The following is a 19,892-nucleotide window of genomic DNA, read 5'->3' as shown; positions in this document are numbered from 1 at the left end:
CCTCACTGCCTATCGGATGATCGCATCCGCCACTTGATGCAGCGCGGCCTTCACATCCGGCTCGTCGGTCAGCGGTTCGATCATCGCCGCGCGCACGGCCTGGCGGGCGGGAAGGCCGGTATCGATGAGGCTGGCGCAATAAACGAGCAGGCGGGTGGAAACGCCCTCTTCCAGATCGTGGCCTTTCAGGCCGCGCAGCCGGTGGGCGAGCTCGACGAGCGGCTCGACATCGCGCGCATCCAGCCCGCTTTCATGCGAAACGACGGCGATTTCCTGCTCCTTGGGCAGAAAGTCGAATTCAATGGCGACGAAGCGCTGGCGGGTGCTGGGTTTCAGGCTCTTTAAAAGGTTCTGGTAGCCGGGGTTATAGGACACGACAAGCATGAAGCCGGAGGGCGCTTCCAGCACTTCGCCGGTGCGTTCCAGCGGCAGGATACGGCGGTCGTCGGTGAGCGGATGCAGCACGACGGCCACATCCTTGCGCGCTTCCACAATCTCATCGAGGTAACATATGCCGCCCTGGCGCACGGATCGCGTCAGCGGGCCGTCCATCCACACGGTTTCGCCGCCTTTCAGCAGGTAACGACCGGTCAGGTCGGCGGCGGCAAGATCGTCGTGGCATGAAACGGTGGAAAGCGGCAGGCCGAGTTTCGCCGCCATATGGCTGACGAAACGGGTCTTGCCGCAACCTGTCGGGCCTTTCAGCAGAAGCGGCAATTGCCGCACCCAGGCGCTTTCGAACAGCGCGCATTCATTGCCGAGCGGGGTGTAGAACGGCGTGTCCGGCAAAGGCTGCGGCGCGGGGCGGAAAATCGTATTCATGGTCATCTCCATGGTTGATGGTAAGGACCGGCTCTCCGGGGGAAAAGGAGAGCCGGTCCGTTTCTCATTCGGCGGGCTGCACGAGGCGGGCGACGTCACCCTGTTTCTGCTTGCCCGGCACTAGGGCTGCCCAGATGAACATGATTGCCGAAATGAGAACTGCGAAACCGGAGCCGAGGCGGATCCAGTAGAAGATCGCCAGCTGGTCCTGCACATCCATGAAGCTTTCGCCCATGACCCGCTGAAGCTGGATCTGCACCACGCCGGCAAAGGTCAGCGCGAAGGTCATGACCGACATGGCCGTGCACATCACCCAGAAGCTCGTCATCGAAAGCCACTGGTTGTAGGGCGCGCGTTTCTTCATTTCCGGCACGGCATAGGCCATCATGGCAAGGTTCAGCATCACATAGGCGCCGAAGAAGGCGAGGTGGCCGTGGGCGGCGGTGAGCTGCGTGCCGTGGCTGTAATAGTTCACCGAAGACAGCGTGTGCAGGAAACCCCAGACGCCGGCGCCGAAGAAGGCCATGACCGAGCAGCCGATCGACCAGAGCAATGCCGCGCGGTTCTCATGCTTGCGGCCGGCCTTCCAGGTCATGACGAAGGTGAAAATGACCATGGTGAAGAAGGGGGCCACTTCCAGCGTCGAGAACAGCGAGCCGATCCACTGCCAGTAACCCGGTGCGCCGATCCAGTAATAATGATGGCCGGTGCCGAGGATGCCCGAGAAAAGCGCAAGGCCGACGATGACATAGAGCCATTTTTCCACCACTTCGCGGTCGATGCCGTTGAGCTTGATCATCAGGAAGGCGAGGATCGAGGCCATGATCAGTTCCCACACGCCTTCCACCCAAAGATGGATGACGTACCACCAGTACATCTTGTCGAGCGCGAGGTTCATGGGGTTATAGAAGGCAAACAGGAAGAAGATCGCCAGACCCCAGAGGCCGAAGAGCAGGATGTTGATAACCGTGGTCTTGCGGCCCTTCAGCGCCGTCATGGTGATGTTGAACAGGAACATCAAAACGACAAGCACGATGCCGACCTTGATGGCGAAAGGCTGTTCGAGGAATTCGCGGCCTTCATGGATGCGGAACATATAGCCGACCACGGCGACGGCGGCGGCCACAAGGAAGATCCAGAACTGCGCGATGGCGAGTTTGGGGCTGTAAAGCTCCGTTTCCGTCTCTTCCGGCAGAAGATAGAAGGTCGAGCCCATGAAGCCCATCAACAGCCACACGACCAGCGCATTGGTGTGGATCATGCGCACGATGTTAAAGGGCAGAAGCTCGGAAAGCGTGTTGGGCAGCACGTAGATCGTGGCGGCGACGACGCCGAACAGGATCTGCGCCACGAACAGCCCGATTGCGCCGTAAAAATACAGCATGGCGACTTTTTGCGTCTGGTATTTCATCTCGTCATCTCCTTGCCGTCAACCTCAACCCGCATCGTTCGGCGGCCAGTTCTGCGTCTTGATCCGGCTCGTCCATTCGAGGAAGTCGACGAGGTCATCGAGTTCCTGTTCGGTGAGATTGAACTGCGGCATCTGGCGCCGGCCCTCGATGCCGGTGGGCTGGGCGGCCATCCACGCCTTGATGGAATCGCGCGCCGTCTCCTTGTCTTCCACGCCGCCATAGCGCTTCCAGACATTGCCGAGTTCGGGCGCGAAATACGCGCCTTCGCCGAGCAGCGTGTGACAGTTGATGCAGGAGTTTTTCTCCCACACATGCTTGCCGCGCGCGACGCTTTCCGTCAGCGTGCTTTCATCCGTCGAGGTGGTGCGCATGTAATAATGGCTATGGGCGGTCAGCCCGACGAATATGGCGAAGAAGAAGATGGAGCCGCCGTAAAAGACGTTTCGCGCTCCTGTTTTGGTCAGGCGTTCTGCCATGCCAATGGTCCTTTCCATCCGGAAGACCGCTTATGCGGACTGGCTTGATCGAACCCTCATGCCGGGATTTGCCAGCAGGCTTCGGGTCTCACCCCCTTCTAGTCGTTGGCCGCCGGCGTTCTTTGCCATTTGGCAAACAAGTGGAGAGGTGGTGTGGTCCGTCTCTTCAGAGCGACAAAATGCCCTGCAGGAACGCCCGCAACAGGGCTGCGGCGGCAAAGATGGCCGGCCATGCCAGAAGTGCTGTGCGCAGCAGGCCACGCTCTTCGCGAAAGCCGAGAAAATCGTCGATGACGCGTCTGGATTTCAGGAGCGCGAAAAGCAGCATCAGGCAGGCGGCGGCGACCGGCGGCAGAAGTGCTGCCTTCCAAGATGTCACGACGGCCGTACCGGCGAGGACGAGAATGGCGAGTGCTGCAAAACTGCTTGCAAGCTGGCGGGAGGTGCGGTGGATCATGATGTCAAACCAGATAAATAACGGGGAAAATGACGATCCAGACGAGATCGATCACATGCCACAGCGTCGTCACCAGCGTGACGTTCTCGTTTTTCGGGAAGACTGCGACGAGAAACAGCAGCACGGCCACGAAGACGACATGCAGCAGGTGGAAGCCGGTGAGAAGGAAATAAAGCTCGAAGAACGCGCCATAGGCGGGATCGGAGGCGAAGGCGATTTCGGTGGAATATTCATAGAGTTTTACGCCGACGAAAGCGAAACCCAGCAGGCCGGCAAGGACAAGCGCCCGTCGCTTGCCCGGGAGCGCGGTGTGATGGCTGGCCGCTACGGCCGCCTGCCAACCGCTCGCCAGCAAAATCAAAGTGTTGAGGCCGGCAAGCTGCGGCTGCAGATGCTGACGCGCGGCAGTGAAGGCCTCGGGATTGAGGGCGAAGGCGATGATGAATGCGCCGGTCAAAGCACCGAAGGCGGCAAGTTCGCTCCAGACCAGAATCCACAGGAGCAGGTTTCCGCTTTCCTCTTCCGTATTTATCGCCATGGTCTTGTCCGCAATTGTAAAACAGCAAGCCACGCTTAGGCGTCCTCAAACCCCGCTTCTTTGCGGTCGGTCAAAGAAGGGAGTGCGCAAAGTCCTATTGTCCTGACAAAGCGCAACTCTGGAAAATGGAGCTTCCCATGAACGACGCACAGGTCGGGCTGATTGTCGCAACCCCCGTTATCATTGGCTTTGCGGTGCTGTTGTACCGTATGGGAGTGCTGCAGCGCATGGGCGCGGTTTCCGCCGTGCTTGCCTCCGTGGCCATTGCTTCGGTGCTGTTCCTGAACCAGTGAGAAGACAGTCGCATGCTTGAACTTGTCGCCGCTCTTTCGCTTTTCGTGGCGCTGCATTCCATTCCCGCCGTACCTGCCGTGCGCGGCCGGCTGATCGCGGCCATCGGCAGGCCCGCCTATTTCGGGACTTATTCCGTCGTCTCGCTTCTGACGCTGGGCTGGGTATTTTATGCCGCGCTATCGGTCGATTACATTCCGCTCTGGGATGTCGCGCCCTGGCAGGCGCATGTCACCTTTCTGGTAGCGCCGATTGGCCTGTTTTTCGTGCTGGCCGGCCTTTTCAGCGTCAATCCGCTCTCCATTTCCGTACGGCAGGGGCAAGAGCCCGGGGCAATCGTGCGCATCACGCGGCACCCGGTACTCGTCGGCTTTCTGTTCTGGTCGTTGGGGCATGTCGTGCCGAATGGCGACCTGCGCTCCGTCATCCTGTTCGGCGGCTTTGCACTGTTCTCACTCGGCGGAATGGCCATGACCGAGAAACGCGCCCGGAAAAGGCTGGGGAATGCGTGGAACTTGGCGGCTGCCGGAAGCGCTACGATTCCCTTCGCGGCGGCTCTCACAGGCAAAACCCGCATAGCCGTGGATGGGCCGATGCTGCTTGCGGCAGCGCTGACGGGGTTGACGGTGTGGTGGCTGCTGGCCGGCGGCCATGCCATGGTCTTCGGCGCGGACCCCATGGCCCATCTCTGATCGCTTAGGGCGCCTTCACCATATGCGGTTGCCATATTGGCGCCTGCGGCGCGGAAGCGATGCCGAGCTGATCGATGGCGCGGGCGGCGAGCTGGTCGACAATATCGTCGACGCTTTGCGGTCTGTTGTAAAAGGCCGGCACCGGCGGCATGACGATGGCGCCAGCCTCCGTCACTGTGCACATGTTGCGCAGATGGATGAGATGCAGCGGCGTCTCGCGTGTCATCAGCACAAGTTTCCGGCGCTCCTTCAGATGCACATCGGCGGCCCGGGTAAGGAGATTGTCCGAAAGCCCGGTTGCAATGGCCGCGAGCGTCCGCATGGAGCAGGGGGCGACGATCATGCCGGCCGTCGGGAAAGAGCCGCTTGCAATCGCCGCGCCGATATCGTCGATGGAATGATTGACGCCGGCGAGCGAAAACATCCGCCCCATGGCTTGCGCCCCTTTCTCATGCAACACGGTGCGTCTGGCGGATTGCGACAGGACGAGATGGATTTTGACGCTTTTCATCCCGGCAAGGCGCTCGATAATACGCAGGGCGATGCCGGCGCCCGAAGCGCCGGTGACGCCGACCACGACGCGGCATGGGGTCATGGCTGTTCTCCAAGGCCGAGATCGCGCCACATCAGATCGACTTTCGCGATCACGTCAGGCGTCATGGACAGCACGCGGCCCCATTCGCGCTCCGTCTCCGGCGGTAGCTTGCGGGTGGCGTCCAGCCCCATCTTGCCGCCGAGACCGGCTTTAGGAGAGGCGAAGTCGAGATAATCGATTGGCGTATCGTCGATGATCGTCGTATCGCGCGAAGCATCGAAGCGGGTGGAAAGCGCCCAGATGACATCCGCCCAGTTGCGCACATCAATGTCGGGATCGACCAGAATGATGAGCTTCACATAGTTGAACTGCGGCAGCATTGACCAAAGGCCCATCATCACCCGCTTTGCCTGTCCCGGGTAACGCTTGTCGATGGATGCGACCATAACGCGGTAGGAACACGCCTCCGGCGGCATCCACAGATCGACGATTTCCGCAAACTGCTTTTTCACGAGTGGCAGAAAAATCTCGAGCATGGCTTCGCCGAGAACCGAAGGCTCATCCGGTGGCCGGCCGGTATAGGTGGAAAGATAGATCGGATCGCGGCGCATGGTGATTGCCGAGAGCGTCATGACCGGGAAGGATTCGACCGAATTATAATAGCCGGTATGGTCGCCATAGGGGCCTTCGAGTGCCGTTTCCGTTGCCGAAACGGTGCCCTCCAGCACGATTTCGGCATTGGCCGGCACCGGCATCGGCACGGTTAAAGCTTTTGCGATGCGGCTTTTCGAGCCGCGCAGCAGGCCGGAGAAGCCAAGCTCGCTGATATGGTCGGGAAGCGGCATCACGGCGGCGAGAATGGTGGCAGGATCGGCCCCAATGGCGACGGTAACGGGCATATCCAGCCCGCGCGCCCGCCACAACCGGTGGTGATGCGCGCCGCCGCGATGCGCCAGCCAGCGCATGATCACCCTGTCCGGCCCCAATAGCTGCATGCGGTAGATGCCGACATTGATATCGTCGGGATCGTCAGGCGAACGGGTGATAACCAGCGGCCAGGTGATGAGCGGGGCCGGCTCGCCCGGCCAGCACCATTGCACCGGCAGGCAGGCAAGATCGACCGCATCACCCGTCAGTACCTTTTCCTGCACCGGCGCGCGCGAGACGTTTCGTGGCCGCATGGAAAGTGCTGCTCTCAGAAGAGGTAGCTTACCCCATGCCTCGGCCATGGATTTCGGCGGCTGCGGCTCGCGCAATTCGGCGAGCTTTCGTCCAAGTGCGGGCAGGCCGCCGGTCTCCAGCCCCAACCCCCATTCGATGCGCTGCCGCGTGCCGAACAGATTGGCAAGCAGCGGTATCTCCCGCACCTTGCCCTCATGGTCGACAGGTCGCTCGAACAGCAGCGCGGGTCCGCCATCGGCGAGCACGCGGCGGTGGATTTCGGTGATTTCGTGCACCAGCGATACCGGCTGGCGGATTCGCCGCAGCTGCCCACGCTCTTCCAGCAGCCGGATGAAACCGTGCAGATCGGCGGTGCGGATGGGTCTCGTTTCTGTTTCTTCGTCTCTCATGCCGCCTGTTTGCAGGCGCCAGTGCGGCATGTCCTTGCGCTGCCGCAAATGCGGCTCAGTGCGAACGAAGATAGTCGGCGAGAACCAGGGCGTGGTTGTGTTCGGTATCGTGGGCGGCATAAAGCAGCGTGACCCGGCCCTTCGCCATCAGCTCCTTCATGTGCGCTACGGCATCGGGATTGGCGGAAAGCTCCTCATGATAATGCCGGGTGAATTCCTCAAAGCGAGACGGCATATGGGAGAAGTTCTTGCGCAATTCGTTGCTGGGCGCGATTTCCTTCATCCACAGGGAAAGCTTTGCGTTTTCCTTGCTCATGCCGCGTGGCCAGAGCCTGTCCACCAGAATGCGCGCGCCGTCATCGTCGCTGGCGGGTTCGTAAATCCGTTTGACCCTTAAATCGGACACGGGCGGCCTCCTTCGCTTGGCAAGTGAATGATTTATAGCGGCTTTTGTGAAGGCGCACCCGAAAATTTCCCTGTCTTTGCGTTCGCTCAAACCGCCACCCGCGCGCTGCGGTTAGGTTGCCGCCCGCAACTGAGCCGACAGGACCTTTCATGAGACCTTTTCCCGCCGCCATCGCTCGCCCCATGAATTTTCTGCCCATTGCCGTGGTGCGGCGAGCGACGGCGGCGATGCTGGCGCAGATCATGAAACGGCACCCGGATATGTTCGTCCGGCTCGGCGAACATCGTGGCAAGCGCTACGCCTTTCTGCCCGTCGATCTCCCCTTCGCCTTCATGGTCGAGCCGGCAGGTCCCGTCATCACCGTCAGCCGCAAGGCCCGCCTGCCCAAGACGGACGCGGCGGTCGAGGGACCGCTTTTCATGCTGCTTGCGTTGATGGAGGGGCGGCAGGATGCCGATGCGCTGTTCTTCTCGCGCGATCTGAGCGTCACTGGCGATATGGAGGCGATGCTGGCGCTGCGCAATGCGCTCGATGATAGCGGCATCGATCTGCCGCGCGATCTCGGTGCATTTGCCGGACCTTTCGCGCCAATGGTAACGGGCCTTGCGAACCGCCTGCGCGGCCATGTTCTATCCGAAACACGGGGAGGTGAGGCATGGAACTGATCTGTCCCGCGGGAACGCCCGCCGCCTTCCGCGAGGCCGTGGATGCCGGTGCCGATGCCGTCTATTGCGGGTTTCGGGATGAAACCAATGCCCGCAATTTCCCCGGCCTCAATTTTTCCCGCGAGGAACTCGCCGAGGCCATCGTTTACGCGAAAAAGCACGGCGTCCAGACCTTCGTGGCGCTCAACACCTTCATGCGCGCCGGGCATGAGGATATCTGGTATCGCGGTGCGGCCGATGCCGTGAAGGCGGGAGCGGACGCGCTTATCCTTGCCGATTTCGGCCTGATGGCGCATGTGGCGGAACATCATCCGCAGCAGCGCATCCACGTCTCGGTGCAGGCCTCCGCCTCCAATGCGGACGCGGTGAATTTCCTCGTCGATGCCTTCGGCGCGAAACGCGTGGTGCTGCCGCGCACCCTGACTATCCCCGACATCGCCCGGCTGGCGCGGCAAATCCGCTGCGAGATCGAAATCTTCGTGTTCGGCGGTCTCTGCGTCATGGCGGAGGGGCGCTGCTCGCTATCCTCCTACGCCACAGGCAAGTCACCCAACATGAACGGCGTCTGCTCACCGGCAAGCCATGTCCGCTACCGGCAGGACGGGCAGGAGCTGGTGTCGGAACTTGGCGATTATACCATCAACCGTTTTCCCGCCGGCGAGGCGGCGGGTTACCCGACGCTGTGCAAGGGCCGTTTCGAGATCGCGGATGACAGGTCCTATGCCTTCGAAGATCCGGTGTCGCTTGATGTAATGGACCAGATCGATGCCTTGCGCGAGGCGGGCGTCAGCGCGCTGAAGATCGAGGGCCGCCAGCGCGGCAAGGCCTATGTGGCGGAAGTGGTTTCCACCCTGCACCGGGCGCTTGCCGCCGGTGCTGAGGAGCGCGGCAGGCTGCTTTCCCGCCTCCGGCTCTTGAGCGAAGGCCAGCGTACCACCGTCGGTGCTTATGAGAAACGCTGGAGATGACGGCGATGGCAAAACCCGCAAAAACCACATTGGCGCTCGGCCCGGTCCTCTATCTCTGGCAGGGCGAGAAATGGCGCGATTTCTATTTCCGCATCGCCGATGAAGCGCCCGTCAGCCATGTCTATCTCGGTGAAACCGTCTGCTCCAAACGGTTTCATTTCACCGAGCCGCATCTCGCCGACGTGATCGAGCGGCTGGAGAGTGCGGGAAAACAGGTGATCCTCTCGACGCTTTCGCTGGTGACGCTGGAGCGGGAAAGCCGCCACCTGCGCGGCCTGATCGCCGATAGTCCCTATCCGGTCGAGGCGAACGATCTTTCCGCGCTCGGCATGTTGCACGGCACGCCGCATGTCGTCGGCCCGATGGTGAATGTCTATAATGCCGCGACCGCGCGGTTGCTGTCGTCTCGCGGCGCGAGCGCCATATGCCTGCCGCCGGAACTGCCGATGACCTCGGTGGAGCGCATCGTGGCGGAGACACCTGATGTGGACTTCGAAATCTTCGCCTTCGGCCGCCTGCCGCTCGCCATTTCGGCGCGCTGCGCCCATGCCCGCGCCAAGGGCAATATCAAGGATAATTGCCAGTTCGTCTGCGGGGACGATCCGGATGGATTGCCGGTACGCACGCTCGACCGGCAGTCGTTTCTGGCGCTGAACGGCGTGCAGACCGTGTCGCATACCTGCCAGTCGCTGCTTGGCGAATTGCAGGATCTGGCCGCCGCCGGCATTTCCCGCTTCCGGCTGTCGCCGCAGGACTGCGACATGGTTGCGGTGGCGCAAATCCATGACGATGTTCTGGCCGGCAGGCGGGAGGCGGAGGACGGTCTTGCACGTCTCGGGCAAATCTATCCGGACGTGCCCTTTTCCAATGGTTTTCACCACGGGCAGGAAGGGGCGGCCTGGATCGCCCGCGCCCGCAACACAGCGTATGGGGTGAATGCATGACGACGAACGGGCAAAGTGAGCAAATGCTGCCCGCAGCGGCGCCGGGCGGAGCGGATATCGCGGCGGCAATCCATCTGGTGCGCGACATTGTCTTGCAGAGTGCGCTTGATTGCGGCTGCCGCGACAGGGTGCACGAGGCGCTGCGCGAACTCGAGGATTTCGAGCGCCAGCGCAATATCGTCAAGCTTCTGGCCGCCGCCCGCGAGGAGCGGCGCAAGATCGCGCTCCTGACCGAGATGCTCTGCGATTTCGCAGAAGACGACATGGTGGATCAAGGCGTGGTTGAAACCGCAAGCCTGATGTTTCTCGATATCGCTGCCGCCGCTCAGGAGGGCTCGCGGCTCCTGCGGGACGCGCTCTCACTCAAGAAGGGTGAATAATCCCTGTTTTCGGCTCTGTTTGATCCTGCGCAAAGAGCGGGCGCTTGCAAAATGTCATTTCCGGGGTGGTGACGCGCCGGGACCGGAAAACGGTCTGAGCGAGCGTCAGGTGCATTATGGCGCTTCCGGCGCGAAAGGATCAGGACCATGGCCCATCTCACCCGTCGTCAGGCTCTTTCGGCCTTTTCCGGGCTCGCGGTCGCGACACTTGCCGCACCGCATGTTGCGAAGGCGGAAGCGCCGCTCACCTTTTATGGCCCTCCGGCCGCGCCCTCCGCCGTGCTGGCCCATGCGGTAAAGGGCGGATTCCTGAAGGATGTCGCACCCGGAGCGGTCTTCAAAGCCTGGAAAACGCCGGATGAAATGCGCGCCGCCGTCGCCTCCGGCTCCATGGGGGCGGTGGTGATGCCGAGCTACGGCGTCGCCAATCTCCACAATCGCGGTCTCGGCCTCGGGCTGTTGAACGTGCTGACCACGGGCCTGCTCTATATCGTTTCGAAAGACGGGACGTTGAACTCCCTGCAAAGCCTTTCCGGCAAGACCCTCGCTTTGCCGTTCAAGAACGACATGCCCGATTTCGTGCTGCGCCGCCTTGTTGCCGAAAACGGCCTGAAACCCGGCGACATCAAGCTGGAATATGCCGCTTCGCCGCCGGAAGCCGTACAATTGCTGCTGACGGGACGGGTGGATGCCGCCCTGCTGAGCGAGCCGGCCGCGACCGCCGTGCTCATCAAGGCGAAATCGTTTTTCATGACCGTCCATCGCACCATCGATATTCAGCGGGAATGGGCGAAGGTGGCCGGCAAGGCTGAAATTCCGCAGGCTGGCCTCGCCTTGACATCGGCGGTCCAGCAAAAACTCGGCAGGGCCGGCATCGAGGCTTTGCAGGGCGCCATGGAGACGGCGCTTGCCAGCGCCGCGGCCGATCCAAAGATGGCGGCCGATGCGGCCGCCGATGCCTTGGGTTTCACGCCGGAAATCATCGCCGCCTCCTTTCCGACAAGTCATCTGTGCGCCCTGAAGGCGAGCGCTGCGCGCGCCGATCTCGAGGCGTTTTACGATGAGCTTGCCAAGGCCGACCCGGCAATCATCGGCGGCCGGCGGCCGGATGACGGGTTTTATCTGGTGTAGCAGGCATGAACCGCATTCTCGAAAGTCTTGGCTGGATGGGTCGCTATCTGTGGGCGGGCTGGGCCGGGCTTTCAGGCATTTTCTGTTTTCTCGCCGCCTGGCAGGCCGGGCATGAGATTTATGGCTCCTTCATCCTGCCTTCGCCGGGTGAGACCTTCGCGGCAATGGGGCTTCTGGCGGCGCGGCCGGATTTCTTCGCCATCCTGTCACAGAGCGCCGTCAGGGCCCTGACCGGCTTTGTCATCGCCGCCGGCATCGGCACGGTGGCGGGCGTGCTGGCGGGTTATTCCTTTGCGGCCATGCGGTTGATGAAGCCTGTTGTCACCGTTCTGCTCGGCGTGCCGCCCATCGGCTGGATCGTGCTGGCGCTCATCTGGTTCGGTTCGTCCGGCGGCACGGCTGTCATGACCGTCATCATCGCCTCGGCTCCCGTGTCCTTTGCCGGTGCGCTGGAAGGTGTCGCCAAGCGGGACCGTCAGCTGGAGGTGATGGCGCAGGCCTTCGGCGCTCCATGGTTTTACCGGCTGCGCACCGTCACCATGCCGCATGTGCTCTCCTACCTCTTCCCGGCCTGGACGACGACGGCCGGAAGCGCGTGGAAAGTAACCGTCATGGCCGAGCTCCTTTCGAATTCCGGCGGCATTGGCGGCGAACTGGCCACCGCACGCGCGCTGTTCGACATCGCACAGGTCAGCGCCTGGCTCACCATCACCGTCGCGCTGGCGCTGCTGACCGATTACGGCGTGCTGCATCTGCTGCGGGAGGCGCTGGAACGCTGGCGCGCTGCCGGGCTGCCATGGGGTGTCAAACGATGAGCGACCGTTCCATCCTGCGTTTCGAACATGTCGGCCACGCCTTTCTCGGCCGCAGCCTGTTCGAGAATTTCGATCTCGGCATAGCGCCGGGGGAAACCGTGGCGCTGCTCGGCCCCTCCGGCAGCGGCAAGACAACGATTTTACAGATCGCAGCCGGTATCATCGATCCTGTTCGCGGCCGCGTGCACCGCCATTATCGCCGGCAGGGTCTGGTGTTTCAGGAGCCGAGGCTTTTGCCGTGGATGACATTGATCGACAATATTGCCTACGGCCTTGCGGCGGCCGGCATGCCGAAACGGGAGCGGCGCGAAAGGGCGGGCCTTTTTGCGCTGGAGGTCGGTCTGGAGGTGGCTGATTTCGGCAAATATCCGGTGGAACTCTCCGGCGGCATGCGCCAGCGCGCCGGCGTGGCGCGGGCGCTCGCCGTGGAACCGGACATGCTGTTTCTGGATGAGCCCTTCAGCGCCGTCGATGTCGGCCTGCGCCGTCATTTGCAGGAGCTTCTGGTGAGCGCCGCCCGCCGGCGCGGTTTTTCCACCCTTCTCGTCACCCATGATCTTCATGAAGCGTTGCTGGTGGCCGACAGGCTGATCGTGCTCTCCGGCGTCGATGGCCGAGTCATTGCCGCGCATAAGCCCGCAGGTTCGCCGGGCCGGCGCATGGCGCGTGCGGTTTTCGACGAAGCGGAACGCCTGTCCGAGAGCCCGGCCTTCGCCGAACTGTTTTCGGCAAAGGAGCGGGTGCGATGAAGCAACCCCCCATCCTTTCCGAAGCCCTGCGGCTGTTTTTCCCTCTGGCCGCCCTGCACGGCGCAGGCTGGCCCTTCCTGTGGATCGTCATCGGTGGTTATGCCCTGCCTTTTGCCGATGCGGTGCCTGCATCGCAATGGCACGCCCATGAAATGATCTTCGGCACCTATGGCATGGCGCTTGTCGGTTTCCTTGGCTCGGCGGTGCCGGAATGGACGGATACGAAGCCGGCGCAGGGACGAACGCTGCTTCATCTCGCCGGTCTCTGGCTGCCGGGCCGCCTTATCGGCTTTCTCGGGATGGAGGCAGGGAGCCTGTTTGCAGGTTTTTTCGATCTCGCCTTTCTGCTCGCGCTCTGCGTTCTCATCGGCAGGGCGATGCTGGCGCGGCGCACGGCGAAGCACCTGGCGTTCCTTATCTGGCTTCTTCTGTTTACGGCGGCTGAAGCGGGTGTGCGTTATGCCTGGTGGAGCGGCGATCTCGAACTTGCATCCCGCTTTCTGGAAGCGGCGCTGTGCATTTTCACCGTGCTGTTTTCACTTTCCGCCGCGCGTATCAATGTGGTCGTCATCAATCTGGCGCTCGATCCGGGTGGCGAGACCACGCCTTACCGGCCGCATCCCGGCCGCCAGCATATGGCAGGCGCCATGGTGACGCTTTACATGGCGGCGAAGCTTTTCTTTCCGCAGAGCGATGTCTGCGCCTGGCTTTCGCTTGCGGCCGGTGCCGCCTTTTTCGACCGGCTGGCCGAATGGTTCATCGGGCGCGCCGTCTTCAAGACCGAAGTGCTGTTGCTTGGCCTCGGCAACGCCTTTGCGGGCGCGGGTTTTCTGGCGCTCGGCGCGACACGGCTCGGTTTTCCCGTCACGCCCGCCGCGGGGCTGCATCTGCTGTCGGTCGGGGCGCTGGGATGCGCCATCATGGCCGTCTTCATCATTGCCGGGCTGCGGCATACGGGCCGCAATCTGACGCATCTGCCATGGCAGGCGCATGTGGCCGCCCTTCTGATGGTGATGGCCGGTCTGGTCCGCATCCTGCCGGAATTCGATTTTGCCGCAACATTATCACCCTATCACCATGGCCTCAGCTCCGTTTTGTGGGCGGCGAGCTTCGGGGTCTGGTTGCAGGGTTTCCTGCCTTTCATGCGCGCGCCTGGCATCGATGAGGCGGGCGCATGCGGATGAGAGAGACCTTGTCCAGCCGCGACGACATCACTGTTCCAGCGAATTTGTTTATTTTTTCGGCAAAAGCACACTGTGAAATCAGTGGCTTAGAGGAGGGATATTGATGAATGTTAGTTTTGATAAATAATCAATAAAATCAAATGGTTGAACATATTTTCTTTTTGGTCGATTATCACTCCAACCGAATAGGGAAACGCGAATATGCCTAAAATAGTCGCGCCTCAACACGCAGATGAAAAGCCGAGCCGCACGAAGGAACTTGTGACCTTCGCCGTTCTGGCCTTCGGAATCTGGCCCATTCTGGCGGTCGGATTTGTCGGAGCCTATGGCTTTATCGTCTGGATGTTCCAGATCATTTACGGCCCGCCGGGGCCGCCCGGCCATTGAGGGCGAGATGATGATGGAAGTCTCTCTCAGCCGGCGCGATTTCCTGCGCGGCGGACAAAAAAATAGACCACGCATCTGTCCCCCCGGGGTCGCGTTGAGTGACCTCGCCGCGTGCAGCGGTTGCGCAAAATGCGTCGAGGCCTGTCCCACCGGCATCATTGTCATGGCGGACGGTTTGCCTTCGGTGGATTTCTCCGTCGGGGAATGCACCTTCTGCGGCAAATGCGCGGAGGCCTGTCCCGAACCGGTCTTTGCCGCCCCCGCGGCGCAGCGCTTCGATCATGTCATGGCGATCGGTGAGCGGTGTCTCGCCTTCGGCAATATCGATTGTCAGGCCTGCCGCGATGCCTGCCCGACCGAGGCTATCCGGTTTCGGCCCCGCCGTGGCGGCCCCTTCGTTCCGGAACTGCTGGAAGATGCCTGCACCGGTTGCGGGGCCTGCGTGTCCGTCTGTCCCGCCAGTGTGATCGAGATCAAAGAGAGAGCCACGGAGATGCAATATGCCTGAAAATACAGGCCGGTATCATGTTTCAAGCGCCGTGGTGGCGGTGATGCCGCAGATGCGGGACGCCGTGCTGGCAACGCTTTCAACGCTCGACAATGTCGAGGTTCATGGCGAGGGCAACGGCAAGATCGTCATCGTCATAGACGGCACGAGCACCGGCATGCTGGGCGATACGCTCACTTATATTTCGACACTCGACGGTGTGATTGCCGCCAACATGGTTTTCGAACACGTCGACACAGAGGAGACAAGCGGCGATGAGCAGCGAACTGACGCGGCGTGATCTATTGAAGGCCCATGCCGCCGGCATTGCGGCGGCAACGGCGGGCATTGCGCTGCCGGCCGCCGCCCAGCCGGTGCCGGGCGGGGTTTCCGCATTGCAGATCAAGTGGTCCAAGGCGCCCTGTCGTTTCTGCGGCACGGGCTGCGGCGTCATGGTCGGCGTCAAGGAAGGCAAGGTCGTCGCCACCCATGGCGACATGCAGGCGGAGGTCAATCGCGGCCTCAACTGCATCAAGGGCTATTTCCTGTCCAAGATCATGTATGGCAAGGACCGCCTGCAAACCCCGCTTCTGCGCAAAAAAGGCGGCGTCTACGCCAAGGACGGCGAGTTCGAGCCGGTGAGCTGGGATGAGGCCTTCGACGTGATGGCGCAGCAGTGCAAGCGGGTGCTGAAGGAGAAGGGACCGACGGCCGTGGGCATGTTCGGCTCGGGCCAGTGGACGATCTTCGAGGGCTATGCGGCGACCAAGCTGATGCGCGCCGGCTTCCGCTCCAACAATCTCGATCCCAATGCCCGCCACTGCATGGCGTCCGCCGCTTACGCCTTCATGCGCACCTTTGGCATGGACGAGCCGATGGGCTGTTACGATGATTTCGAACATGCCGATGCCTTCGTGCTCTGGGGTTCGAACATGGCGGAGATGCATCCGATCCTGTGGACGCGCATTGCCGACCGGCGTCTGGGCTTCGACCATGTGAAGGTGGCGGTGCTTTCGACCTTCACCCATCGCAGCATGGACCTTGCCGATATTCCGATGGTCTTCAAGCCGGGTACGGATCTCGTCATCCTCAATTACATTGCCAACCACATCATCAAGACCGGGCGCGTCAACGAAGACTTCGTGAAGAACCACACGAAATTCGTGCGCGGTGTCACCGATATCGGTTATGGCCTGCGGCCCGACAATCCGGTGGAGGTGAATGCCGCCAATTCCGCCGATCCGACCAAGACCGAAGCGATCGATTTCGAGACCTTCAAGGAATTCGTCTCCGAATACACGCTGGAAAAGGCCGCCGCCATGACCGGTGTGGAAGCCGGCTTCCTGGAGGAGCTGGCCGAGCTTTATGCGGACCCGAACCGCAAGGTCATGTCGCTGTGGACCATGGGTTTCAACCAACATGTACGCGGCGTCTGGGCCAACCAGATGGTCTACAACATCCATCTTTTGACCGGAAAGATTTCCGAGCCGGGCAACAGCCCATTCTCGCTCACCGGCCAGCCTTCGGCCTGCGGCACGGCGCGCGAGGTGGGCACCTTCGCCCATCGCCTGCCGGCCGATATGACGGTGACCAACCCGGAACACCGCAAACATGCCGAGGAAATCTGGCGCATCCCGCACGGCATCATCCCGGAAAAGCCGGGTTACCACGCCGTGCAGCAGGACCGCATGCTGCATGACGGCAAGCTGAATTTCTACTGGGTGCAGGTCAACAACAACGTTCAGGCCGGTCCCAACACCAAGAACGAGACCTATCAGGGCTATCGCAACCCGGAAAACTTCATCGTTGTTTCGGATGCCTATCCGACCATCACGGCCATGAGCGCCGACCTCATCCTGCCCGCCGCCATGTGGGTGGAGAAGGAGGGGGCCTATGGCAATGCCGAGCGGCGTACCCATGTCTGGCACCAGCTTGTCGAGGCCTCGGGCGAGGCGCGTTCCGACCTCTGGCAGCTGGTGGAGTTCTCCAAGCGCTTCACCACGGATGAGGTGTGGCCGGCGGAGATACTGGACGCCAATCCCGCCTATCGCGGCAAGACGCTGTACGAGGTGCTCTTCAAGGACAGCGATGTCGGCAAGTTCCCGTTAAGCGAGATCAACGGCGAATACGAAAACCAGGAAGCAAAACACTTCGGCTTCTATCTGCAAAAGGGTCTCTTCGAGGAATATGCCGCCTTCGGGCGCGGCCACGGCCACGATCTGGCGCCCTACGATGCCTATCACGAGGTGCGCGGCATGCGCTGGCCGGTGGTGGACGGCAAGGAAACGCTGTGGCGTTACCGCGAAGGTTACGACCCCTATGTCAAACCGGGCGAGGGCGTGAAATTCTACGGCAACAAGGACGGCAAGGCGGTCATCATCGCTGTGCCCTACGAGCCGCCGGCGGAATCCCCGGATGCGGAATTCGATACCTGGCTGGTGACGGGCCGTGTGCTGGAGCACTGGCATTCCGGCTCCATGACCATGCGCGTGCCGGAACTCTACAAGGCTTTCCCGGGCGCCCGCTGTTTCATGAATGCCGACGATGCGCGCAAGCGCGGGCTCAATCAGGGCGCGGAAATCCGCATCGTTTCGCGCCGTGGCGAAATACGCTCCCGCGTGGAAACACGCGGCCGCAACCGCATGCCGCCCGGCGTCATCTTCGTTCCCTGGTTCGATGCCAGCCAGCTCATCAACAAGGTGACGCTCGACGCAACCGATCCCATCTCCAAGCAGACGGATTTCAAGAAATGCGCAGTCAAGATAGAGCCGGTCGCATGATCAGGAAACACGGATGGATGATCGCCGCTTTCGTTGTTGCGACGGTGGCGACGGGGGCCGTTGCGCAGATGGTGCCGGAATTGTCCGGCCCGCGCGGCGATGCCATGCAGACCGAACCTGCGAAACCCCTGCCGAAATGGGTGATCGACGATTTCAGGCGCATGCGCGCCTATCCGGAGCAGCCGCCGGTCATCCCGCATTCGATCGACGGTTATCAGCTTTCGGTCAATGCCAACCGCTGTCTCTCCTGTCATAAGCGCGAATTCACGCAGGATTCCGGCGCGCCGATGATCAGCGTCACCCATTACATGACGCGCGAAGGCCAGATGCTGGCGGATGTTTCACCGCGCCGCTATTTCTGCACCGCCTGCCATGTGCCGCAGGCCGACACACGGCCGCTCGTGCCCAACACCTTTCAGGACATGAGCGAGATGGGCGTCAAACCGGCGGGTAGCGAATGATGATCGCCCGTGTGAAAAAACTTCTCGCCTGGATATGGGCGGTTCTGACCACGCCGGCCGGCACGCTGAGCCTTGCCTTCCTAACCCTTGGTGGTTTCGTCGGCGGGGTCATGTTCTGGGGCGCCTTCAACACCGCGCTCGAAATGACCAACAAGGAAGCCTTCTGCATTTCCTGCCATGAGATGCGCGCGAATGTTTATGAGGAACTGACGCGGACGGTGCATTTTTCCAACCGTTCCGGCGTGCGCGCCTCCTGTCCGGACTGCCATGTGCCGCATGAGTGGACGGACAAGATCGCCCGCAAGATGCAGGCTTCGAAGGAGGTCTGGGGCAAGATTTTCGGCACCATCGATACGCGCAAGAAGTTCCTCGACAAGCGGCTGGAACTTGCCCAGCACGAATGGTCGCGCCTGAAGGCCAATGACAGCCTGGAATGCCGTAACTGCCATTCCTCCGCCGCCATGGATTTTACCAAACAGACACAGCGCGCCGCCGATATCCATTCCAAATATCTGCTGACGGGCAAGGCCACCTGCATCGATTGCCATAAAGGCATCGCCCATGAATTGCCCAATATGGAAGGCATAGACCCCGGCTGGAAAATGCCGCCGGCACTCAACGACCAGCCGGGGCCGACGGCCTCTGCCGTCGACGACCTGCGGCGCGCGATGACGGATGTGCACCGGAACGTGTTCTGACTATTGCGGCGACGGGGGCCTTCGTCGGGCCGCAATCAGGCCCGGCCGGCTTCTTCGATGAACCGGCGCACCAGCGGCAGATGCCGCCTTTCGGCAAGGCAGATCGCATATTCGTCGATGAGTTCACTGGCGTCGCGCAGCGACACGAAGGAAAGGCGCGCATCATGGCCGAATTCCAGATCGGCGACCACGCCGCATCCGACCCCGTTGGCGATGGCCTCGCGCACGCCCTCGCGGGAGGAAATCTCGATCACCGGCTGGATGGAAATGCCATGATCGGCAAGGTTCTTTTCGAAGATTTCGCGGGTGCGGGATCCCCGCTCGCGCATGACGAAGGATAAGCCTTCCAGTTCGGCCATGAAGACACCCTCACGTTCCGCTAGCGGGTGGGTGGTGGGCACGCACAGGCCAAGCCGCATGCTAAGAAATTTGACGCCATAAAGACGCGGATCGTCCGGTGCGCGGGCGGTGATGGCGACGTCGGCGCGATAGTCGATGATCTGTTCCACTACCCGCGCTGAATTATCGACCGAAAGGGAGAAGGTGAGCTGCGGCCGCTCGGCCTTCAGTCGCGAAAGGATCGGCAGTGGCAGGACGGGACCGTCTGCGGCGACCCGCAAATGTCCGCCGGCAAAACCAGTATCGCCGCGCAGGAAGGCCTTGGCCTCGTTCTCCGCCTGAAACAGGCGCGCGGTAATTTCGAACAGGCGCTCGCCCTGCGGGCTGAGGCTTACCCCGCGCGGTTTTCGTTCCAGAAGGTTGACGCCGCTGATGGCTTCCAGCTCCCGCACATGAGCCGAAAGGGTCGATTGGCTGATCGCCATGTCCCGCGCGGCCTGAGAAAAGCCGCCCGATTGCGCGACGATGTGGAAGGCCTTCAGCTGCGTGGTCGACATGGGATCCTGTTCTGCCGCCGGCCGACATGAAAGGCGCCGGTGCGATTGGACTATCGGCGAAAATGCTGACAATTCCATGACGTTAGCGGGAGAACTTCATTAACCCCGTGACAAAACCGATGGGCGACATCGGAAATCGCTATGGCG

Annotated in this window: 25 protein-coding genes; 16 read left to right on the top strand and 9 right to left on the bottom strand. The window is 61.6% G+C overall.

Annotated elements, in window-relative coordinates; genetic code table 11:
* Positions 1-9: 9 nt before the first annotated feature.
* From L901_RS24885 to L901_RS24865, 5 genes are all read right to left on the bottom strand, one after another.
* A complete protein-coding gene (locus L901_RS24885) occupies positions 10-822 on the bottom strand; it encodes a CbbQ/NirQ/NorQ/GpvN family protein (RefSeq protein ID WP_059761259.1) in 813 nt (270 codons plus the stop codon).
* Between the two features lie 64 nt (positions 823-886).
* Positions 887-2,233, bottom strand: coding sequence for a nitric-oxide reductase large subunit (locus L901_RS24880; protein WP_059760978.1), 1,347 nt, complete (start codon positions 2,231-2,233; stop codon positions 887-889).
* Between the two features lie 24 nt (positions 2,234-2,257).
* The gene (locus tag L901_RS24875; protein ID WP_046800955.1) at positions 2,258-2,710 is read right to left on the bottom strand and encodes a cytochrome c; all 453 of its coding nucleotides are present in this window, start codon (positions 2,708-2,710) and stop codon (positions 2,258-2,260) included.
* A 166-nt stretch (positions 2,711-2,876) separates the two neighbouring features.
* Positions 2,877-3,167, bottom strand: a complete 291-nt coding sequence (locus tag L901_RS24870; RefSeq protein ID WP_059760976.1) for a hypothetical protein — start codon at positions 3,165-3,167, stop codon at positions 2,877-2,879.
* 4 nt (positions 3,168-3,171) lie between these two features.
* Positions 3,172-3,705: a cytochrome c oxidase subunit 3 gene (locus L901_RS24865; protein WP_059760974.1), complete on the bottom strand. Its 534-nt coding sequence runs from the start codon at positions 3,703-3,705 to the stop codon at positions 3,172-3,174.
* Between the two features lie 137 nt (positions 3,706-3,842).
* Here L901_RS24865 and L901_RS26760 point away from each other — a divergent pair, with 137 nt between their 5' ends.
* Together L901_RS26760 and L901_RS24860 are read left to right on the top strand one after the other, a co-directional pair.
* Positions 3,843-3,998, top strand: coding sequence for a hypothetical protein (locus tag L901_RS26760; protein WP_003504656.1), 156 nt, complete (start codon positions 3,843-3,845; stop codon positions 3,996-3,998).
* 12 nt (positions 3,999-4,010) lie between these two features.
* Positions 4,011-4,688, top strand: a complete 678-nt coding sequence (locus L901_RS24860; RefSeq protein WP_059760972.1) for an NnrU family protein — start codon at positions 4,011-4,013, stop codon at positions 4,686-4,688.
* A 4-nt stretch (positions 4,689-4,692) separates the two neighbouring features.
* Here L901_RS24860 and L901_RS24855 read toward each other — a convergent pair whose 3' ends face one another.
* From L901_RS24855 to L901_RS24845, 3 genes are read right to left on the bottom strand one after another with little or no spacing between them, the layout of a single operon-like run.
* Positions 4,693-5,283 (bottom strand): UbiX family flavin prenyltransferase, encoded by a 591-nt coding sequence (locus tag L901_RS24855; RefSeq protein ID WP_059760970.1) that lies wholly within the window; start codon positions 5,281-5,283, stop codon positions 4,693-4,695.
* Positions 5,280-6,794 (bottom strand): UbiD family decarboxylase, encoded by a 1,515-nt coding sequence (locus tag L901_RS24850; RefSeq protein ID WP_059761257.1) that lies wholly within the window; start codon positions 6,792-6,794, stop codon positions 5,280-5,282. Before L901_RS24850 ends, L901_RS24855 begins: the two co-directional genes overlap by 4 nt.
* A 55-nt stretch (positions 6,795-6,849) precedes the next feature.
* The gene (locus tag L901_RS24845) at positions 6,850-7,200 is read right to left on the bottom strand and encodes a DUF488 domain-containing protein (protein ID WP_003520958.1); all 351 of its coding nucleotides are present in this window, start codon (positions 7,198-7,200) and stop codon (positions 6,850-6,852) included.
* Between the two features lie 149 nt (positions 7,201-7,349).
* Here L901_RS24845 and L901_RS24840 point away from each other — a divergent pair, with 149 nt between their 5' ends.
* The 14 genes from L901_RS24840 (at position 7,350) to L901_RS24775 (ending at position 18,849) form a co-directional block, all read left to right on the top strand.
* A complete protein-coding gene (locus L901_RS24840) occupies positions 7,350-7,865 on the top strand; it encodes an SCP2 domain-containing protein (RefSeq protein WP_059760968.1) in 516 nt (171 codons plus the stop codon).
* Positions 7,856-8,833 carry a peptidase U32 family protein gene (locus tag L901_RS24835; protein WP_059760966.1) on the top strand — a complete coding sequence of 326 codons (978 nt, stop codon included), beginning with the start codon at positions 7,856-7,858 and terminating at the stop codon, positions 8,831-8,833. The genes L901_RS24840 and L901_RS24835 overlap by 10 nt, the downstream gene beginning before the upstream one ends.
* Before the next feature lie 5 nt (positions 8,834-8,838).
* Positions 8,839-9,777: a U32 family peptidase gene (locus L901_RS24830; protein WP_059761255.1), complete on the top strand. Its 939-nt coding sequence runs from the start codon at positions 8,839-8,841 to the stop codon at positions 9,775-9,777.
* Positions 9,774-10,157, top strand: a complete 384-nt coding sequence (locus L901_RS24825) for a hypothetical protein (protein ID WP_059760964.1) — start codon at positions 9,774-9,776, stop codon at positions 10,155-10,157. Before L901_RS24830 ends, L901_RS24825 begins: the two co-directional genes overlap by 4 nt.
* Positions 10,158-10,304: 147 nt before the next feature.
* Positions 10,305-11,288: an ABC transporter substrate-binding protein gene (locus L901_RS24820; protein WP_059760962.1), complete on the top strand. Its 984-nt coding sequence runs from the start codon at positions 10,305-10,307 to the stop codon at positions 11,286-11,288.
* 5 nt (positions 11,289-11,293) lie between these two features.
* Complete coding sequence (locus L901_RS24815) at positions 11,294-12,103, top strand: ABC transporter permease (RefSeq protein WP_059760960.1); 810 nt, start codon at positions 11,294-11,296, stop codon at positions 12,101-12,103.
* Entirely contained in the window at positions 12,100-12,852 is a 753-nt protein-coding gene (locus tag L901_RS24810) for an ATP-binding cassette domain-containing protein (protein ID WP_059760958.1), read from the top strand. The genes L901_RS24815 and L901_RS24810 overlap by 4 nt, the downstream gene beginning before the upstream one ends.
* Positions 12,849-14,036 (top strand): NnrS family protein, encoded by a 1,188-nt coding sequence (locus L901_RS24805; RefSeq protein WP_059760956.1) that lies wholly within the window; start codon positions 12,849-12,851, stop codon positions 14,034-14,036. Before L901_RS24810 ends, L901_RS24805 begins: the two co-directional genes overlap by 4 nt.
* A gap of 201 nt (positions 14,037-14,237) precedes the next feature.
* On the top strand, positions 14,238-14,423 hold the full coding sequence (gene napE, locus L901_RS24800) for a periplasmic nitrate reductase, NapE protein (RefSeq protein WP_031234042.1): 186 nt from the start codon (positions 14,238-14,240) through the stop codon (positions 14,421-14,423).
* 7 nt (positions 14,424-14,430) lie between these two features.
* Positions 14,431-14,931 (top strand): ferredoxin-type protein NapF, encoded by a 501-nt coding sequence (napF, locus tag L901_RS24795; RefSeq protein WP_059760955.1) that lies wholly within the window; start codon positions 14,431-14,433, stop codon positions 14,929-14,931.
* Entirely contained in the window at positions 14,924-15,211 is a 288-nt protein-coding gene (locus tag L901_RS24790) for a chaperone NapD (RefSeq protein ID WP_003520944.1), read from the top strand. Before napF ends, L901_RS24790 begins: the two co-directional genes overlap by 8 nt.
* Positions 15,186-17,690 (top strand): periplasmic nitrate reductase subunit alpha, encoded by a 2,505-nt coding sequence (gene napA, locus L901_RS24785; RefSeq protein WP_059760952.1) that lies wholly within the window; start codon positions 15,186-15,188, stop codon positions 17,688-17,690. The genes L901_RS24790 and napA overlap by 26 nt, the downstream gene beginning before the upstream one ends.
* Positions 17,660-18,151, top strand: a complete 492-nt coding sequence (locus L901_RS24780) for a nitrate reductase cytochrome c-type subunit (protein ID WP_065655264.1) — start codon at positions 17,660-17,662, stop codon at positions 18,149-18,151. The genes napA and L901_RS24780 overlap by 31 nt, the downstream gene beginning before the upstream one ends.
* 2 nt (positions 18,152-18,153) lie before the next feature.
* A complete protein-coding gene (locus L901_RS24775) occupies positions 18,154-18,849 on the top strand; it encodes a cytochrome c3 family protein (protein WP_283956568.1) in 696 nt (231 codons plus the stop codon).
* Positions 18,850-18,884: 35 nt separating this feature from the next.
* On the opposite strand, the gene L901_RS24770 is transcribed toward L901_RS24775, so the two are convergent.
* Positions 18,885-19,745 carry a LysR substrate-binding domain-containing protein gene (locus L901_RS24770; RefSeq protein WP_020811049.1) on the bottom strand — a complete coding sequence of 287 codons (861 nt, stop codon included), beginning with the start codon at positions 19,743-19,745 and terminating at the stop codon, positions 18,885-18,887.
* Positions 19,746-19,892: the final 147 nt, after the last annotated feature.

The sequence above is a fragment of the Agrobacterium sp. D14 genome, assembly GCF_001526505.1.
GTDB lineage: Bacteria > Pseudomonadota > Alphaproteobacteria > Rhizobiales > Rhizobiaceae > Agrobacterium > Agrobacterium leguminum.
Note: the sequence above shows the minus strand (reverse complement) of the source record. Positions and strands in the feature narration are given on the sequence as shown.

Coding starts and splice junctions, on each gene's coding strand:
- L901_RS24790 (WP_003520944.1), top strand. CDS start 14,924: ATGCCTGAAAATACAGGCCGGTATCATGTTTCAAGCGCCGTGGTGGCG.
- L901_RS24865 (WP_059760974.1), bottom strand. CDS start 3,705: ATGGCGATAAATACGGAAGAGGAAAGCGGAAACCTGCTCCTGTGGATT.
- L901_RS24820 (WP_059760962.1), top strand. CDS start 10,305: ATGGCCCATCTCACCCGTCGTCAGGCTCTTTCGGCCTTTTCCGGGCTC.
- L901_RS24830 (WP_059761255.1), top strand. CDS start 8,839: ATGGCAAAACCCGCAAAAACCACATTGGCGCTCGGCCCGGTCCTCTAT.
- L901_RS24870 (WP_059760976.1), bottom strand. CDS start 3,167: ATGATCCACCGCACCTCCCGCCAGCTTGCAAGCAGTTTTGCAGCACTC.
- L901_RS24850 (WP_059761257.1), bottom strand. CDS start 6,794: ATGAGAGACGAAGAAACAGAAACGAGACCCATCCGCACCGCCGATCTG.
- L901_RS24780 (WP_065655264.1), top strand. CDS start 17,660: ATGCGCAGTCAAGATAGAGCCGGTCGCATGATCAGGAAACACGGATGG.
- L901_RS24840 (WP_059760968.1), top strand. CDS start 7,350: ATGAGACCTTTTCCCGCCGCCATCGCTCGCCCCATGAATTTTCTGCCC.
- L901_RS24815 (WP_059760960.1), top strand. CDS start 11,294: ATGAACCGCATTCTCGAAAGTCTTGGCTGGATGGGTCGCTATCTGTGG.
- L901_RS24825 (WP_059760964.1), top strand. CDS start 9,774: ATGACGACGAACGGGCAAAGTGAGCAAATGCTGCCCGCAGCGGCGCCG.
- L901_RS24885 (WP_059761259.1), bottom strand. CDS start 822: ATGAATACGATTTTCCGCCCCGCGCCGCAGCCTTTGCCGGACACGCCG.
- L901_RS26760 (WP_003504656.1), top strand. CDS start 3,843: ATGAACGACGCACAGGTCGGGCTGATTGTCGCAACCCCCGTTATCATT.
- L901_RS24855 (WP_059760970.1), bottom strand. CDS start 5,283: ATGACCCCATGCCGCGTCGTGGTCGGCGTCACCGGCGCTTCGGGCGCC.
- napE (WP_031234042.1), top strand. CDS start 14,238: ATGCCTAAAATAGTCGCGCCTCAACACGCAGATGAAAAGCCGAGCCGC.
- L901_RS24880 (WP_059760978.1), bottom strand. CDS start 2,233: ATGAAATACCAGACGCAAAAAGTCGCCATGCTGTATTTTTACGGCGCA.
- napA (WP_059760952.1), top strand. CDS start 15,186: ATGAGCAGCGAACTGACGCGGCGTGATCTATTGAAGGCCCATGCCGCC.
- L901_RS24875 (WP_046800955.1), bottom strand. CDS start 2,710: ATGGCAGAACGCCTGACCAAAACAGGAGCGCGAAACGTCTTTTACGGC.
- L901_RS24805 (WP_059760956.1), top strand. CDS start 12,849: ATGAAGCAACCCCCCATCCTTTCCGAAGCCCTGCGGCTGTTTTTCCCT.
- L901_RS24810 (WP_059760958.1), top strand. CDS start 12,100: ATGAGCGACCGTTCCATCCTGCGTTTCGAACATGTCGGCCACGCCTTT.
- napF (WP_059760955.1), top strand. CDS start 14,431: ATGATGATGGAAGTCTCTCTCAGCCGGCGCGATTTCCTGCGCGGCGGA.
- L901_RS24835 (WP_059760966.1), top strand. CDS start 7,856: ATGGAACTGATCTGTCCCGCGGGAACGCCCGCCGCCTTCCGCGAGGCC.
- L901_RS24860 (WP_059760972.1), top strand. CDS start 4,011: ATGCTTGAACTTGTCGCCGCTCTTTCGCTTTTCGTGGCGCTGCATTCC.
- L901_RS24770 (WP_020811049.1), bottom strand. CDS start 19,745: ATGTCGACCACGCAGCTGAAGGCCTTCCACATCGTCGCGCAATCGGGC.